Origin of the sequence: Heyndrickxia sp. FSL K6-6286 (assembly GCF_038630395.1) — a bacterium.
GTDB classification, from domain to species: Bacteria; Bacillota; Bacilli; order Bacillales; family Bacillaceae_C; genus Heyndrickxia; species Heyndrickxia oleronia.
The window spans coordinates 1,569,961-1,586,552 of record NZ_CP152029.1; the positions used below are offsets into that span (position 1 = coordinate 1,569,961).

The 16,592-nt window shown below is 33.3% G+C and carries 16 protein-coding genes and 1 other annotated feature; of the genes, 12 read left to right on the plus strand and 4 right to left on the minus strand.

The genetic code is table 11. The features are described 5' to 3' along the window. Positions 1–109: 109 nt before the first annotated feature. The gene (gene acsA, locus MHI39_RS07865) at positions 110–1,828 is read left to right on the plus strand and encodes an acetate--CoA ligase (RefSeq protein ID WP_071976940.1); all 1,719 of its coding nucleotides are present in this window, start codon (positions 110–112) and stop codon (positions 1,826–1,828) included. 231 nt (positions 1,829–2,059) lie between these two features. Here acsA and MHI39_RS07870 read toward each other — a convergent pair whose 3' ends face one another. Continuing rightward, entirely contained in the window at positions 2,060–4,891 is a 2,832-nt protein-coding gene (locus MHI39_RS07870; protein ID WP_065107319.1) for a transglycosylase domain-containing protein, read from the minus strand. Between the two features lie 138 nt (positions 4,892–5,029). After that, positions 5,030–5,251, plus strand: a binding site (T-box leader). A gap of 114 nt (positions 5,252–5,365) precedes the next feature. On the opposite strand from MHI39_RS07870, the gene tyrS reads away from it, so the two are divergent. Next, on the plus strand, positions 5,366–6,625 hold the full coding sequence (tyrS, locus tag MHI39_RS07875) for a tyrosine--tRNA ligase (RefSeq protein ID WP_342541002.1): 1,260 nt from the start codon (positions 5,366–5,368) through the stop codon (positions 6,623–6,625). A 118-nt stretch (positions 6,626–6,743) separates the two neighbouring features. On the opposite strand, the gene MHI39_RS07880 is transcribed toward tyrS, so the two are convergent. Together MHI39_RS07880 and MHI39_RS07885 are read right to left on the minus strand one after the other, a co-directional pair. Continuing rightward, complete coding sequence (locus MHI39_RS07880; RefSeq protein WP_058005579.1) at positions 6,744–7,163, minus strand: ImmA/IrrE family metallo-endopeptidase; 420 nt, start codon at positions 7,161–7,163, stop codon at positions 6,744–6,746. 8 nt (positions 7,164–7,171) lie between these two features. Continuing rightward, positions 7,172–7,612, minus strand: a complete 441-nt coding sequence (locus tag MHI39_RS07885; RefSeq protein ID WP_058005578.1) for a helix-turn-helix domain-containing protein — start codon at positions 7,610–7,612, stop codon at positions 7,172–7,174. A 109-nt stretch (positions 7,613–7,721) separates the two neighbouring features. Here MHI39_RS07885 and MHI39_RS07890 point away from each other — a divergent pair, with 109 nt between their 5' ends. The 10 genes from MHI39_RS07890 to MHI39_RS07935 all read left to right on the plus strand — a co-directional run bounded on the left by MHI39_RS07890 (position 7,722) and on the right by MHI39_RS07935 (position 14,852). Further along, a complete protein-coding gene (locus MHI39_RS07890; protein ID WP_071976944.1) occupies positions 7,722–7,934 on the plus strand; it encodes a helix-turn-helix domain-containing protein in 213 nt (70 codons plus the stop codon). Between the two features lie 625 nt (positions 7,935–8,559). Continuing rightward, positions 8,560–9,351, plus strand: coding sequence for a conserved phage C-terminal domain-containing protein (locus MHI39_RS07895; RefSeq protein ID WP_071976945.1), 792 nt, complete (start codon positions 8,560–8,562; stop codon positions 9,349–9,351). Beyond that, complete coding sequence (locus tag MHI39_RS07900; protein WP_342541004.1) at positions 9,335–9,619, plus strand: hypothetical protein; 285 nt, start codon at positions 9,335–9,337, stop codon at positions 9,617–9,619. The genes MHI39_RS07895 and MHI39_RS07900 overlap by 17 nt, the downstream gene beginning before the upstream one ends. A gap of 175 nt (positions 9,620–9,794) precedes the next feature. After that, entirely contained in the window at positions 9,795–10,136 is a 342-nt protein-coding gene (locus MHI39_RS07905; protein ID WP_342541005.1) for a hypothetical protein, read from the plus strand. A 181-nt stretch (positions 10,137–10,317) separates the two neighbouring features. After that, positions 10,318–10,521, plus strand: coding sequence for an XtrA/YqaO family protein (locus MHI39_RS07910; RefSeq protein ID WP_235849540.1), 204 nt, complete (start codon positions 10,318–10,320; stop codon positions 10,519–10,521). Between the two features lie 372 nt (positions 10,522–10,893). Then, positions 10,894–11,082: a hypothetical protein gene (locus MHI39_RS07915; RefSeq protein WP_071976946.1), complete on the plus strand. Its 189-nt coding sequence runs from the start codon at positions 10,894–10,896 to the stop codon at positions 11,080–11,082. Positions 11,083–11,100: 18 nt separating this feature from the next. Further along, entirely contained in the window at positions 11,101–11,568 is a 468-nt protein-coding gene (locus tag MHI39_RS07920; RefSeq protein WP_058006919.1) for an ArpU family phage packaging/lysis transcriptional regulator, read from the plus strand. 552 nt (positions 11,569–12,120) lie between these two features. Beyond that, entirely contained in the window at positions 12,121–13,257 is a 1,137-nt protein-coding gene (locus MHI39_RS07925) for a phosphodiester glycosidase family protein (RefSeq protein WP_071976948.1), read from the plus strand. Positions 13,258–13,624: 367 nt separating this feature from the next. Next, complete coding sequence (locus MHI39_RS07930; RefSeq protein WP_058006917.1) at positions 13,625–13,846, plus strand: BhlA/UviB family holin-like peptide; 222 nt, start codon at positions 13,625–13,627, stop codon at positions 13,844–13,846. Between the two features lie 316 nt (positions 13,847–14,162). Beyond that, positions 14,163–14,852 carry an N-acetylmuramoyl-L-alanine amidase gene (locus MHI39_RS07935; protein WP_058006916.1) on the plus strand — a complete coding sequence of 230 codons (690 nt, stop codon included), beginning with the start codon at positions 14,163–14,165 and terminating at the stop codon, positions 14,850–14,852. A gap of 174 nt (positions 14,853–15,026) precedes the next feature. On the opposite strand, the gene MHI39_RS07940 is transcribed toward MHI39_RS07935, so the two are convergent. Next, positions 15,027–16,322, minus strand: a complete 1,296-nt coding sequence (locus MHI39_RS07940; protein ID WP_071976949.1) for a VTT domain-containing protein — start codon at positions 16,320–16,322, stop codon at positions 15,027–15,029. Positions 16,323–16,592 lie beyond the last annotated feature (270 nt).

The following is a 16,592-nucleotide window of genomic DNA, read 5'->3' on the forward strand; positions in this document are numbered from 1 at the left end:
TTTTAATTTTTTTCGAAAATACTCTTCTTTAATAAATTTAAATTTTTTGTGAAATATTTTATTTTATACTATAATAATAGTGTGAATTTTTTAAAAAGGGGGATTTGTAATGAAATTAGTAACGCTGCCATCTGTAAAAGGTGATTATAATCTTAAAAGCTATGAAGATATGTATACTAGTTTTGACTGGAAGGACGTAGAACGAGAGTTCTCATGGTCCGAAACAGGTAAAGTGAATATGGCGTATGAAGCGATAGATCGTCATGCAAATACCTTTCGCAAAAATAAAGTAGCCCTATATTATCGGGATGAAACTAGAAATGAAAAATACACTTTTAAAGAAATGAAAGATCTTTCTAATAAAGCAGGAAATGTTTTTAAAGCATATGGAAATGTTGAAAAAGGGGATCGGGTCTTTATTTTTATGCCTAGATCTCCAGAGTTATATATAGCCACCCTTGGAGCGATTAAATTAGGTGCCATCGTTGGTCCACTTTTCGAAGCATTTATGGAGGGTGCGGTAAAAGACCGCTTAGAGGACAGTGAAGCTAAGGTTTTAGTAACAACACCTGAATTGTTAAAACGTGTACCTGTAGATCAATTACCTGCTCTTAAAACAATATTTATTGTCGGTTCAGATATTGAAGAAGATGATAAATATCTTGATTTTTTAAAGTATGTTAAAACTGCATCAAAAGATTTAGAAATTGAATGGGTGGATCGTACTGATGGCTTAATTCTACACTATACATCTGGTTCAACTGGAAAGCCAAAGGGTGTGCTCCATGTTCATAATGCGATGATTCAACAGTATCAAACGGCAAAATGGGTACTAGATTTACAAGAAGAGGATATTTATTGGTGTACAGCTGATCCTGGCTGGGTTACCGGTACTTCCTATGGAATCTTCGGTCCATGGTTAACAGGAACTTCAAATGTTATTGTTGGCGGACGTTTTAAGCCAGAGGATTGGTATAAAACAATTGAAGACTTTAGCGTAACTGTATGGTACAGTGCGCCAACCGCATTTCGTATGTTAATGGGAGCTGGGGATGAAATTATTAAGAAATTTGATTTAAGTTGCCTTAGACATGTTTTAAGTGTGGGTGAGCCGTTAAATCCTGAAGTAATCCGTTGGGGGATGAAGGTATTTAATAAACGTATCCACGATACATGGTGGATGACAGAAACAGGTGCACATTTAATTTGTAATTATCCTTGTATGGAAATTAAACCTGGATCGATGGGTAAACCAATTCCGGGTGTGGAAGCAGCGATTATTGATGATCAAGGAAATGAACTGCCTCCGAATAGAATGGGGAATTTAGCAATCAAAAAAGGTTGGCCATCAATGATGCACACAATTTGGAATAACCAAGCAAAATATGATTCATATTTTTTCCCGTCAGGATGGTATGTTTCAGGGGATTCAGCCTATATGGATGAAGATGGATATTTCTGGTTCCAAGGAAGAGTGGACGATGTAATTATGACCTCTGGGGAACGTGTGGGCCCATTTGAGGTAGAGAGCAAATTATTAGAACATCCAGCGGTCGCTGAGGCAGGAGTTATTGGGAAACCAGATCCAGTTCGTGGGGAAATTATTAAAGCATTTGTTGCTTTATTAGAGGGATATGAAGAATCAGATGAACTAAAAGAGGAAATTCGTCAATTTGTGAAAACAGGTTTAGCAGCTCATGCAGCTCCTAGGGAAATTGAATTTCGAGATAAACTTCCGAAAACAAGAAGTGGAAAAATCATGCGTAGAGTCCTTAAAGCATGGGAGTTAGATCTTCCTACTGGGGATTTATCTACGATGGAGGACTAAATAAAGGAAATTTTCAGCAGATGGTTAGTCGTTAGTACTTACTTAAAAAGCAACTTTCATTGAGCAAAGAGCCTAAATGTAATAAGGTTTTGCTTAGCAGTAGGTAAGAGCAAGGCTCTTAATTAGAACTGACAAGATGACTTTACTTTGTAATCAATATTAAATATTATTGCTTTGAAGTAAACAAAAAGCCCGCATCGATGATGCGGGCTTTTTAAAGTCATTGAATGATTACGGATTTGGTATTGTATCTTCATCTCCTGGATTTTCTTCATTATTAGTATTCTCGTCATTTTCATCAGGCGTCTCATTTTCAGGTGGTTTTTCTTGTTTAATCGTACCAATTGTGACTTTATTGGAAGGACCTGATTGTTTTCCAGCAATGTCAACTGCTACAACATAATATTCACCATTTCCCAATGATATGGATAAATTGGACCCAGCGTGAACGGAGCCCACCTGCTGACCGCCGCTTGTAAAGACACGATATCCAATTACATCTGGACTTCCCGAAGCACTCCAAACTAATTTATTACCAGAGACATTGGCATTTACCGATGATGGTGCTTTACCATCATCACTCATTTTATTTTCTGGTGCCATAATTTTTTCCCATAAAGGGTGACCCTCTGGGATTATTTGATTTGCATCGATCTTACCACCTTGAGATAGTTTCTTGATAAAATCAGGATTTAGCATTAGCCCAGATTGAGAAAACTCTGCAGGTGTAGAATCAAGTGCCATATATTTCTTTCCATTTATTACTACATATTTACCTTGAATTAGACTATTGTCTACTTCGGTTGGAACATATTTTGCGTTAAATAAGTCAGTACGAACTAATCCAGCACTGGAACACCCCTGAGATGGAAGCATACCTGAAATTGCACAGAAGGATCGTTGGACAATTCCACTAGGCATCTTAAATCGTTCCTTTGTAGCAATTAAATTTGGATCTGCATCATAGGCAGAATTTATCAACCGACTCCATATTTGATAGTTTCTATGATCATATCCTCGTACTTGGCTACTTGGTGTATCATATCCTATCCAAGTACCAAATGTAATATTGGGATTCGAAGCAACAAGCCATGCATCATTATAGTCATTACTTGTTCCTGTTTTGCCTGCCCAGTCAGTTGAAAAGTTCAACATTCCAGGTACGGAGGCAGCAGTACCATATTTAAAAACATCTCTCATCATATCCAGCATTAAATATGAAGTTTGGCTACTGAATACGTCAACAGGCTCTACTTTATGTTTATAGATAATCTTCCCGTCTTGGTCAGTGATTTTATCGATCATATAGGCATCAATAAATTTACCATTATTCGCGAAGGTCGTATAAGCATTAACGTTTTCTTCAACTGTTACTCCCTTTGTTAAACCTCCTAATGCCACACTCAATACTTCATAATCAACATCTGTTAAATCGGAGAATCCCATTTTAGCAAGATATTGAGCTGGTCTTTTATTAATGATACGTTGATAAACTTTTATCGCAGTTACATTATGTGATTTAGCCAAAGCTTCTCGAGTGGTTACAAGGCCATAATATTTTCCTGTAACATAGTTGCTTGGCCATGCTCTTCCTTCAACTCTAATTCCAGTATCAGAATCTGCAATTACCGTTCCAGGTGCGGTAACGCCCATCTCCATTGCAGGTGCATAAACGAGTAAAGGCTTCATCGTTGATCCATTTGGTCGTCTTCCTTGGGTAGCATGATTTAGTTGCTCTTGTTTGAAGTCTCTACCCCCAACAAAACTAAGTATTTTCCCTGTTTTGTTTTCTATCATAATGCCCCCAATTTGAACGGGTTCGACATAGGATTCTTCTTCACCTGTTTCTTTATTAATTCTAGTCACAGTTTTATCAGGACCGTAGTTTTTGAACTCATCTTTAGTCTTCTGCATATTATCATAGATCTTTTTATTAATGGTTGTATGAATGTTATACCCATTTTGTCTAATATTACGATCTGCTAGAGTGATATATTTTTCGTACAACTTAGCATTTTTATTTAGATCTTTTTCTTTATAACCATCTTTTTCAGCAAGCATAATAGCTATAATGTTTTTTGCCCGTTGTTCAATTTCGTTTGTTAGCCATGGATATTTATCAAGTGGATTTTTTTGAGGCTTTATAAAATCTTTAACAATATCATAATTGATCGTTTCTTTGTATTGTTTATCTGTAATATATCCATTTTCATTCATTCGGTGTAGAACCAGTTTCATCCGATTTAAACCAGGTTCTAAGCCTTCCTTACTTTTTAGCTTGCCATCATTGGTAAAAGGTGTGTACATAAAAGGGCTTTGTGGTAAACCTGCAATAAAGGCTGATTGTGCTAAATTTAAATCCTTTGCTGAGACACCGAATAATCCTTTAGCAGCTGATTCAACCCCACCAATATTTTGACCAGATGAATTTCTACCAAATGTAGAAACATTCATATACGCTTCTAAAATCTCATCCTTCTTAAAGAATTGTTCAAGTCGAAGAGCTAAGAGAACTTCTTTTGCCTTTCGATCAAAAGAGACTTCATTTGTAAGTATTTGGTTTTTGATTATTTGCTGTGTTAATGTACTACCTCCAGTTTGCGTTGAGGAATTGGTTACTTCTTGAAATACTGCACGTAGTAGGGCTTTTGGCACGATACCATTATGTTCATAGAAATATTTATCTTCCGTTGCGATTAAGGCGTCTTTGAGGTATTTTGACACATTTTCAATTTTTACTTCTTCACGTTCTAAATCAGATCGTACTTTTCCTAAATAAACATTATCTGCAAAGTAAAGATTGGAGGTTTCTTCATAATTATAAATATCTTTTTTCATTTGGGCGTAAGAACGAGTAGGTTCATCTTTCACTAGTGAGGCGAAATACCCTGCACCGATCCCTCCAGCAAATGCTCCACCTATAATACAAACAATAAATAATATTAATAATAGGTTCCAGATAACTCCATAGGTTATTCTTGAATTTTTTTGAAGTCTTTCATTTTGAAAAAAAGAGAAAAACTTTTGGAGACTTTTTACCCATTTGTTTGATGTTTCTTTCATTATATACCCCCTTAAAATCACCTACATTATAGCATAATTTAATATGGAAAATGTTAAAATCGATCGAAATCTGAAATTAATTGACATTCATTTTTATTTATGTTTAAAATAGATTAAGTTTTCATACGCAACTAAATAGAATAAGCATTGAGAGGAAAAAGTAGTCTTTCTATCCCTGTTATTGTAGAGAGTCGATGGTTGGTGAGAATCGATACAAATAGCTTAGATGAATTACTTCCTGGAGCTTTTACTGTGAAAAATGTAAGTAGCAGTAAACGGATTAAACCGTTATAGAACAAGAGTGGAGAAATTATATTTTTCTCAAGTTGGGTGGTACCACGGTAAATAATCGTCCCTTCGCATGATTGCGAAGGGACGTTTTTATTTCTCTACAAATTTCTAATTGAATTGGTTTTTCAGAAAATCGTTCACTAATTGAAAACTATATTTTTTTTACATGAAGGAGTTGGTAGCATGAATTTATTAGAGGAATTACAATGGAGAGGTATTATTTATCAGCAAACAGATGAGGATGGAATCAGTGAAGTATTAGATAAGGAAAAAATTTCCCTGTATTGTGGGATTGATCCAACTGCTGATAGTATGCATATTGGTCATTTACTTCCATTTCTAACGTTAAGAAGATTTCAAAGAGAAGGGCATCGTCCCATCGTTTTAGTTGGTGGAGCTACTGGCCTCATTGGAGACCCAAGTGGTAAGAAGGAAGAACGTAAGCTTCAAACATTAGAAACCGTTGAATATAATGTGAAAAGTATTAAGCAACAACTGGAACAAATCTTTGATTTTGAAGGCGAAAATGGCGCAATTATGACAAATAACTATGATTGGGCAGGATCAATGGATTTAGTCACATTTTTACGTGACTACGGGAAATACATTGGTGTTAATTATATGTTAGCAAAAGATACAATTGCATCTCGCCTTGAAACAGGTATTTCATTTACTGAGTTTACTTATACGATTTTACAAGCTATTGATTTCTACCATCTACACAAAAATCATAACTGTAGAATGCAAATTGGTGGAAGTGACCAATGGGGAAATATTACGACTGGTTTAGAGTTGATTCGTAAAATGAATCCTGAAGGGGAAAAAGCCTTTGGCTTAACGATTCCTTTAGTGACAAAAGCAGATGGAACGAAATTTGGCAAAACGGAAAGTGGAGCAATATGGTTAGATCCAGAAAAGACATCACCATATGAATTCTATCAATTTTGGATTAATACAGCAGATGCAGATGTTGTGAAGTATCTTAAATACTTTACATTCTTATCTCGTGATGAAATCGAGAAGCTTGAGAAAGCTGTTGAAGAAGAGCCACATTTACGTCATGCACAAAAAGCATTAGCAGAAGAAATGACTCGTTTAATACATGGCGAAGATTCGTTAAAGCAAGCTATAAAAATTACAGATGCTCTTTTCAGTGGGGAAGTAAAAAATTTGACAGCTGAAGAAATAAAACAAGGCTTTAAGGATGTTCCATCGATCAATTTCAGTAATAGCGAAGAAATAGGGTTAGTTGACTTATTAGTGGAAGCTAAAATTTCACCTTCTAAACGACAAGCTCGTGAAGATATTCAGAATGGAGCAGTCTATATTAATGGCGATAGAAATACAGATGTACAGTATGTGCTAGGTGAACAGGATCGTATTGAAGAGCAATTTACGATTATACGTAGAGGGAAGAAAAAGTATTACCTTATCCGTTATTAATGATAATAGATAGAAATCATCTGCACCATAATTGTTAGAATCAATAACACTAACAATAGTGGTGCAGTTTTTTCTGGTTATATCCTTTAACAATGTTTCCATTGAAGGTAAAAAAATTTTAGTAGTTTAATTTCGTTAAGTTTTTTGGAATTTTATATTGTTCTAATGCTTCATATAAAGTGATATTTTCTACTTCCAACATACTGTCTGGAAATAATAATTCTATTGCAAATATATTTGCTTCTTTTTCCTTCTTATCAGCAGAGTAAAAGGTACTCTTTTTTAAGAAAGGAGTATTTACCTCTGGATGCAAAATTACATGTCCTAATTCATGACCACAAATGAACTTTTTTCCATATTCACTCGCCTTTTCATTAATATGAATAATAGGAACCCTGAAATTTTTACTAAAATATCCTAGTGTATTTCCTAAATTTTCATAAGTTATAATTATTCCCATCATTTTTGCAATCTTAAATGGACAGTTTGTCCCATATTTATCTATAAGTTCATTGGCTTTCCCCTTTATTGATAACATCTAAACACCTACTTACGATATTTTTTAGGAGTGAACTTTTGTTTTGCAATCCTTTTAGCTAATCTTAAAGAATTCTCTAATGAAGCAATCAATAATTCACGATCCTCATCATCCATATCGTCGAGAGTTTGACCATCAAATGCAGCATAACTCCCTTTGTTGTTTAAACCATCAATCATTTTCTGAAGTTCTTTTTTTATATCTCTTTCATCTTTTTCTGTAAGTTCTGGGTTAAAAGTTTCATCTTTCTTTTCAGATCTACCAAGTAAGTAATCTGTGGTCGTATCTAAGATACTTGCAATTTGATTTAAGACTTCTGCACTTGGCTTAGTTCTTCCACGTTCGATATGACCTAAATTTGATCGTCCCATACCTAACTTTTTAGCTACATCTTCTTGAGTTAACCCCTTTTCTAATCTACGCTCTTTTATCCTTTTACCTAAAGACATAAATGTTCCCCCTGAAAAAAATATAAAAATAGTCTTAAAAATAATTGACGGTACTATAAGTACCATTTATAATCAAGGTACATCAAATGTTAAGTGAGGTGAAAAACTGTTGACTGCTCAAAAAAGACAAGCACTTATTGAATCAAGGCAAGCTCTTAGATTAACCCGTACTGAACTTGCAACGTTAGTAGGTGTAAGTTTCGAGCATATAAAAAGTCTTGAATATGGAAGAGTCAATCCTAGTATTCCCTTAATGTATAAATTATGTAAGGAATTGAATTCCACACCAGAAGAACTATTTAAAGACATCGTCTGTATTTGAGGGTATTTTTTGTACCTATTATTGAGTATAGGTAGTAATAATGGTACTGTCAATACCTATTTTGGCTCTTTTATTTTTTTATTGATAATGGTACTTAGAGTACCGATGGTGTTTAGGAGGTGAACATTCTTGTCCTTTAATCAAATTAATATTGAATTAAACCAAAAAAGAAACCCGCATGCAATTATTTTTAGAAAATGACTTTTTCTTTTTTACATGATTCTCGAATGAAGGAAAACATATTGGTTTTACAGTCAAGGTCTTGAAGGATGAAATAATGAATGGTAATGACTAGGGCGTGGACAGACGAATTTAAGAAGAGGAGTTAATTCAAATGAATCCTATTCTTTTTAGTACCTATAGTAATTCTTATAGGCATTCTGATTAGAGCATTTTTTTCTATAAAAATTAAATCTAATCTATTTTAAATACTTCTCAATTAACTAAATCATATGATACAGAACAAAAGGTTATTTACAGAAATTATCAAAGGAATGCTGAAAGGTATTGGTTATATAAAGATGGTTATCGAGAAAGAAATAACAGTAAGTACTGCAAATAAGAAAATAATGTAATTACAACTACCTTATCATTATGTTATTTCCAAACAATAAGAGGTGAGGATATGGCAAGGTTTCGAATGGTTCATACTGAATTTTGGGATGATCCTAAAGTGGTTGAAGAAATGACACCAGAGGACAAGTATTTCTTTTTATATCTTCTTACAAATTCTAATACTACTCAAATAGGAATCTACCAAATTACAAAAAAACAAATGGCATTTGATATGGGTTACTCACTTGAAAGTGTAAATGTCTTGTTAGAGAGATTTATTAATCATCATAAAATAGTTCGTTTTAGTACTGAATCACGAGAAATAGCACTTAAAAATTGGGGAAGATATAACTTCAATAAAGGTGGAAAGCCAATTATAGATTGCGTTAAGTCAGAGCTAAAAGCTGTTAAAGATACATCATTAATTAAGTATGTTGCTGAACGAATCGAAAAAAATGAAATCAAAAGTTTATACGAGGCGTATTACGAATCGTCAACGTCAGGTGGACAAGAAAAAGAATTAGAAAAAGAAGAAAAAGAAGAAAAAGAATTTATTCCATATGTGGAAGTCGTTTCATATCTAAATTTAAAAACGAATTCTTCGTATCGGTTTACATCTAAGAAAACACAAAATTTAATTAAAGCACGATGGAATGAAGGATTTAAACTAGAGGATTTTAAAAATGTCATTGATAAGAAATCAGTAGAATGGCTGAATGATGATAAAATGAATAAATTTCTAAGACCAGAGACATTGTTTGGAACCAAGTTTGAATCCTATCTAAATCAAAAAGGCGGTGGATCCAATAGAAAAACTAACGAAACCGCACAGTTTGCAGAAGAGTATGATCTTCCATTCTGAATACTGCCAAGAACATACATACAGAAAGAATGGGAAAGAGATTGTAAATCCTATTCAAAAAATGGTCATCGGGGGACACGTTGTTTGCCCTCGATGCGAATTAGAAAAAGAGCATCAAGCTTTAACAAATGAGGTACAAGCTTACTATGATGGTTTTCAGAGTCAGAAAATATATAACATATTTTTAAATAAAAGCATTATAACTGATCAAACCATTTTAAATGCTTCATTTGAAAATTATGAAACAAGTATTCAAGAAGAGCGGTAAAATAAAAGCACGTGCATCGAAATTGCAGAGAGATTAAAAAGTGGACAAGTATTTAATCCATTTTTGCAAGGTATACAAGGAACGGGGAAAAGTCATTTAGCCTATTCCATTCTTAAAAGAATCAATTCATGCCAAGTTAAATAAATCATGTTTATTTATAAATGTTGAGGACATGATGAGGAAGATTAAAGATTCCTTTAGCAATCGTCAAAGTAAATATACAGAACGGTACTTTGTTGATTTACTCTCGTCCGTAGACTTCCTAGCACTAGATGATGTTGGAGCTGAAACAGGAGCCATTGATACGGATAAAACAGCTTCAGACTTTGTGCAACGGATTTTATATGCTATTACTTCTACAAGACAAGATAAAGCGACTATTCTAACAACTAATTTATCAAGCGAAGTCCTTTTCAAATTGTATGACAAGAAATTAGTATCGAGGCTTTTGAAAAACCCAAAGTATGTGTTATTTAAAGAAACTAAAGATAAGAGATTAGCAAGTATTCCATTTTAAGAGAATGGCGGATCAAATTTATTCAACAATCTTTGTGATCCTAGATGTGTAGCGATCTTCAGTCGATAGTTATTATATAAACTTTACTTAAATAGCAACAATGTTTAAGAAAAGAACCTTGTTAAACAGAGTCAAAATCATCCCGTCAGCTAACTTAATAATCCCATTAGGAGGGGTATTGGTGAGAGCAAAAGAACTAGAAATTAATATAGAGGATATGTCAATAAAAAAGGAACTTGAACTTGGGAAAGTTTTAGTTGTCATTTTAGATGGAAATCAAAGAAAAGCAAAGTGGGTAGAAGCCGTTGAACACGGCTTTACAATTATAGAGACAGCTAAGGGGAAAGCTACTAAAATTAAGTTTGAAGAGGGTGAACTTTTTTAAAAATTGATAGGGTTTTAATTATGTTTCCTTCACAAAAATTGAGATAGATAATGTGTAGCGATCCTCAGTTAATAATTATTAGTTATAGCTTTACTTAAATAGCAACAATGTTAGAGAAAAGACTTTTTAAAAAAGGTAATAGCGTCCCAATTAATTGTATTGCACCAGTAATCTTAGAGATATCATTCATTATATTCAAGGGTGATTTCTTTCTTAACAGAAGAAAATACTAAATTGATTGTACCTTTCATTCATGATAAAGATTATGAGGAAATAGAAGAGTCCAAGACCGAAAGCGTGAGGACACGAAACGACAACTTTTTATGCTGCCGTATCGTGTCCTTTTTTATTTGTTTAAAAGGGGATGAAAAAATGAATAAATCATTTAAAGAACAACTAAATCAATGGGAAAAACAACATAAGGTTTTGATTAGAAAAGAGCATGAGACGAACAGAAGGCGGAAATTAGACAGTTTATCTGATGATGAGATAAAAGATCTTATGGGAGTGAATCGAGATACTTATAGACGTGGTAGAGGTGGAGCAATCCGTAGAAAGTAGAAGGTCGAGGGTGATAAAATGAAACAGTTAGATTTTCAATTAGATCAAATTAATCGCGTAGAAACAAAGAAAAATGTAGAAAAAGCATTAGAAAAATACCGTATTATGCTTCTTACTCAAGAATTAGATCGTTTACCGAGAGTAACTCAAGATTTCTCAATTGTACCGCCTGCAAAAACAAATAAATTTTATTCTTCAACAGAAGATGCTGCTGTTGCCAATGCTGATTATGAAAGGGAAAGAAGTGAATACATTAGACGCATTAGTATGGCTGTGAATCGCCTTGGGTATAAAGAAAGAGCCATTTTAATAGATCGATATATGACCGAAGATGATGTTTATGATTATGAGGTTTACAACAACATGAATTTAAGCGAAAGAACTTACCACAGAATTAAATCAAGAGCTATTTATAAATTGGCATTTGCCTTACGATTAGAAGTTTATAAAAGAGATATTTCTTATCATAGACATGAACAAACCTAATTTATCTACTTTCTGTTACAGGTACACCTATTTGAGATAAAGTCAAAAAATATATAATAATATATCGTCATGCGAATGAAGTAAGATCAGAGTTAATGCGAACAATATATTCTTACATTAATATTCATTGCTTTTTGAAATGAATTTAAAAATATATAATGGCAGAACTATGGCAGGAAAACGACAGAACAAAAGGGGATTTATGTGATAAATTTATATCATAGACAATTTATCAAGGAGCCAGCAATCGTTGGTTCCTTTTCTTTTTACTCCATTTCAGGTTACATTGTTTATAATCCCTAAGAAATGACAAGAGTAAAATATTAAAAGAATTTTGGGCAATGGGAAAATAATACTCATTAAAGAAATGAAGCAAGATCGTTGGTTTTTAAAAGCTGTTGTTCTAAAGGAAAAGGGAATATAAAAAGGGAAAGCATCCAAAGTATTGGGTGTTTTTTTTATGCCTAAAGGGGGTGATGTTATGAAATAAATTAAAAAATAGATTACTAGATAATACGGATAATATTAATCACAACAAGGAGAGAGATAATTATGGAAACCTATACTACTGAACTACAACAAGAGGATGGAAACACAATACTTAATAACTCTGCATTTGTACAAGACATTAAAGTTGTAAAAGACAGAGATAAAGAGTCTGGGACAGACTATTGGATAACAACGGTGAAAAATAAGGATTCAGATGGAAACTTAATTAAATTAAAAAGAGGTTTTGCACCTGCAACTACTGAAGATAATAAGGCTATTTCTGTGAGGAAATTTGCTAATGATAATAGAGTTACTTTTGCTGTGAATGCTTCAATTTTCAATACGACAACTAAGGAAATTACTGGTACTCATATCTTTAATTCACAGATTCTTAATGAGAATAAAACACTTCAAAGATATACTTTAGGAATTAAAGCCGATAATACTCTAACATATTTTAATCCTGGTACTTCCGCTCAAGAAATGCTAAATAGTGGTTGTGTGAATGCATTGACAGCTTTCACTCCGTTAATTACTAATGGAGTTGCTGTACCACAGAGTATACTTGATACGAACGCAAATGGTTCTGTAAGAAATCCTAGACAAGTCATTGGACAAATGGCCAATAAAGACCTGGTGTTTTTTACTTGTGAAGGGAGAAAACCAGACCAAGCAGGAATGTTTGATAAGGATGTCATTCGTATTCTTTTAGCGAAAAATGTACAGTTTGCCTATATGCTTGATGGTGGTGGTTCTACAGAAACTGTTATTCGAGGACATTTATTAAATACACCTATCGACGATAAAGGTTTTACTGAAAGACCTGTTCCGGATTTCTTATATTTTTCTAAGGAAATGCAAATCCCTAGAGATATAGATCTTGCGAATATTCATGAAGATATCGGTGAAGTGAAAAAGAAACTTGATGATACAACTAATTCTGTAGGTATGTTTTCTCGAACAGTAAAAGTTGTTAAAGACCTAAATTCCCTAGAAGATTCAGGAATATATTGGTGTGATAGAAATGCTGCTGGCGTACCAAATGCTAATAATAGTTGGGCAGTATTGCACATTCGTCATAGTGACGCAAATGCAATGCAACTGGGTATTCCATATAACCAGAATACAAACTCTGGGGGATTACAAATGCGAAGAACTAATGCAGCAACTAAGGAATGGTATTCTTGGCGTCCAATGTAATATATTAGTGAAGAAAAGATAATGTAATTGCACGGTGGCGGAATAGGTAGACGCTTGGCAAGGGGGATAAGAAACTAACGCTATATGTATATATTATGGTGTTCTCCCTTTAAACCTAGTTTCATGTAAGGTGCAAATCCTTACCCGTGTTTTAGTCATATAGAAATTTAAAGCATCCAAAATATTGGGTGCTTTTTTATATGGAGGCGGGTCATGTATTGGCGCTACTTAAACTTTGTTATTTGGAATGGTAATTAGTGCATCTCTCACTACTAAATGTGAATCATACCAGGCTAAGACATACACCAAGACCTCAGCAACGCTTTGAATCGATCAAGGCTTTTTTTTATATAGGTGGTGATAACATATGGATGCAAGTTTAGCACAATATTTCCTAACACAAGGACCCTTTGCGGTCCTATTTGTTTGGCTTTTTTATTCTTCAAGAAAGGAAAGCCAAGAAAGAGAAAAACAATTATATCAAACGATTGATGATCAGAATGAAATCATTAAAAGGTTTAGTACAAAGTACGACATCATTATAACAAAATTAGATGACATGGAGGAGCGATTACCATTCAAAGAGTAATCGTCTTTTTTTATTGCTTGAAAGGAGGTGAGATCAATGGATAAAGGTAATGTCATATTGGCTATTTTAGTGAATTAGTTTCTAGAGGGATTCGGACTTTATGAAATACCAGAAACAGAGGAAGAACAAACAGTATTATTATCAGGTGGATTTACTGCTTCAATTGTTTGGTTCAAAAACTTACGGCAAAAGGAAAGAAACAAAGAGAAGTTTTAAAAGTTAGAGGGTTACTAAGTAATCAATCAATTTTTTTGTCAGATAGCCTGTACCAAATAGTAAGGAAAATCATTTTATATATTAAAGGAGTAGATGCTAAATGTTTAAATTATTTTTAGATCCAGGTCATGGTGGTAGTGATCCAGGTGCAGTAGGTAATGGGATTCAAGAAAAGGATATTACTTTAAAGATTGCTACAAAAATAAGGGATTTTCTCTTAAATGAGTACAGCGATGTATCTATTCTTATGTCTAGAACAGGGGATACGTATCCAACATTAAGTGACCGTACAAATGCAGCTAATTCATGGGGAGCTAACTATTTCTTGTCCATTCATATTAATGCTGGGGGTGGAACTGGATTTGAAAGCTTTGTTTATCCTGGAGTAGGTACTCCGACAACTACTTATCAATCTACTATTCATAATGAAGTAATGAAACTTAATCAATTATCGGATAGAGGGAAAAAACAAAGTAACCTTCATGTACTACGTGAATCTAATATGCCTGCTCTTTTAACTGAAAATGGATTTATTGATAATGCTAATGACGCGGCAAAAATGAAAAGTGATTCTTGGATAACAGATGTAGCTCGTGGTCATGTGAATGGCTTAGCTAAGGCTTTTAATTTACAAAAGAAGAGTGGGGCAGTTTATCACACTGTTATTGCGGGTGATACAGTATATTCACTAAGTAGACAGTATGGAAGCACTATTCAGCAGATACGTGATTGGAATGGTCTTGATGCGAATTATACAATTTATGTAGGACAAGTATTGAGAGTTAAATAATAAATTAATTGAACAAAAAAATGAGCTCTTCTCAATAGAGAGGGGCTTTTTCTTATTTAACTAACGCCCCTTCCAGTTTAAGTACATTTTTTCGCAAACTTAATAACAAAGTTAAATTATTAGATTGAACAACGGATTATATATCAATATAAAATAAGAATTTGTATTTTCACATCATTTATCTTTAGTTAAATCGCTTTTTATTAGAGATATTAGACGGAACATCTCCATTGTAAATACCATACCAGTTACCCAAACTGCGCTAAAAACATAACCTGCTAATAAATCACTTGGTTTGAGATGATGAACATAAATTCCACTAATAAAATACGCGGCTAAAATAAAGATAAACACAAAAAACATTGCACCTATATAAAAATAATTTCTGCTATGGCGCATCATCATAATAAAGAAAAAAGCAAAGGTCATCAGAAAAAGCGCTGCTTCACTATTTGGAAAATCAGGACTGATATTATTTTTACTAAGCATGTAATGAAATATCCATCGAATTCCTTTTGAAAAAAGAACCCCCCCAATTAATGTTGAAACAAAAAAGGTCAACTCAAGCCATTTATTTTTTCTATTAATAAAGATTACAACTATTGTTAATAGTGCAATTGCACCCAAGACCTTCCAAGATGAAAGGGAAAATAAAGAATACATTATCCAATGCCAATGAATATTAAATATTGTAAAAATAAGGGTATTTACTATGATGTTTAAATGGCCAAATTCATTACTGATAAGATCTTGAATTAGTCCAACCATTAATGTAAAAAAGGTGATAAATAAAATGAAGATGACCAAAATTAAAAACTTTATTTTTAAAAAACTTTTAAACCTTCTAAAAGCAGCCTGATGTAGTAGAACTATCGATTCTTTAATATAATTTCTATTTGTTCTAAATATAAAATAGATAAGTGCAAAAAAACCGATTACGATACTGAACAATACTACCCATTTTTTTATTTCCCCTTGATATTGATCCCATTGAGGCCCGAAAACATTCCCCAGAGCTATGAATGTCCCTACCCAAAGAAAAACTCCAATATAGGAGAAGATACAAAATGAAACAAATGGTAGCTTAATCACACCAGTAATAATACTGGCAATATGTCTGACTCCAGGAATAAAATAAGAAATAATTAGCAAAACTTTTCCATACTTCCCATACCACTTGGACATTCTTTCCATTTTTTCTGGGCCCATGTGAAAATAGTGACCAAATTTCCTGAAAAACGGAACTCCAAGTTTATATCCTATCCAATAAGATATAGTAGCTCCCACCACGCCACCAACCCCTGCAAAGAGAATGGAAAGAATGATATTCATTTTCCCTTGATAGCAAAGAACACCTACATAACTCATTAATGCTTCATTAGGAATAGGGACGATTATAAGTTCCAACAAAAGTGATAAGAACAAAACAATATATCCATAATGATTTAATAACTGGATAATCTCATTCATCAATTTACATCTCCAATTTAAACAATAAAAATGCTAAAGTATCCAAAATGTTCAAAACATAACCTTATGCTACTCCACATATCATCCACCTGGAAAGATTATTTATCATTGTAAAATATAAAATAAACTATTGATAACAAAGGTTATTATTAGTAATGCCCAATGAAATGATTTCAGTGGGATGAAAAAAGGTTAATAAACTTTTAACTTTTTGTATTATCCAAGAAATGATTGAAAAAATAAAAATTATAGCACTGATAAAACCGATTA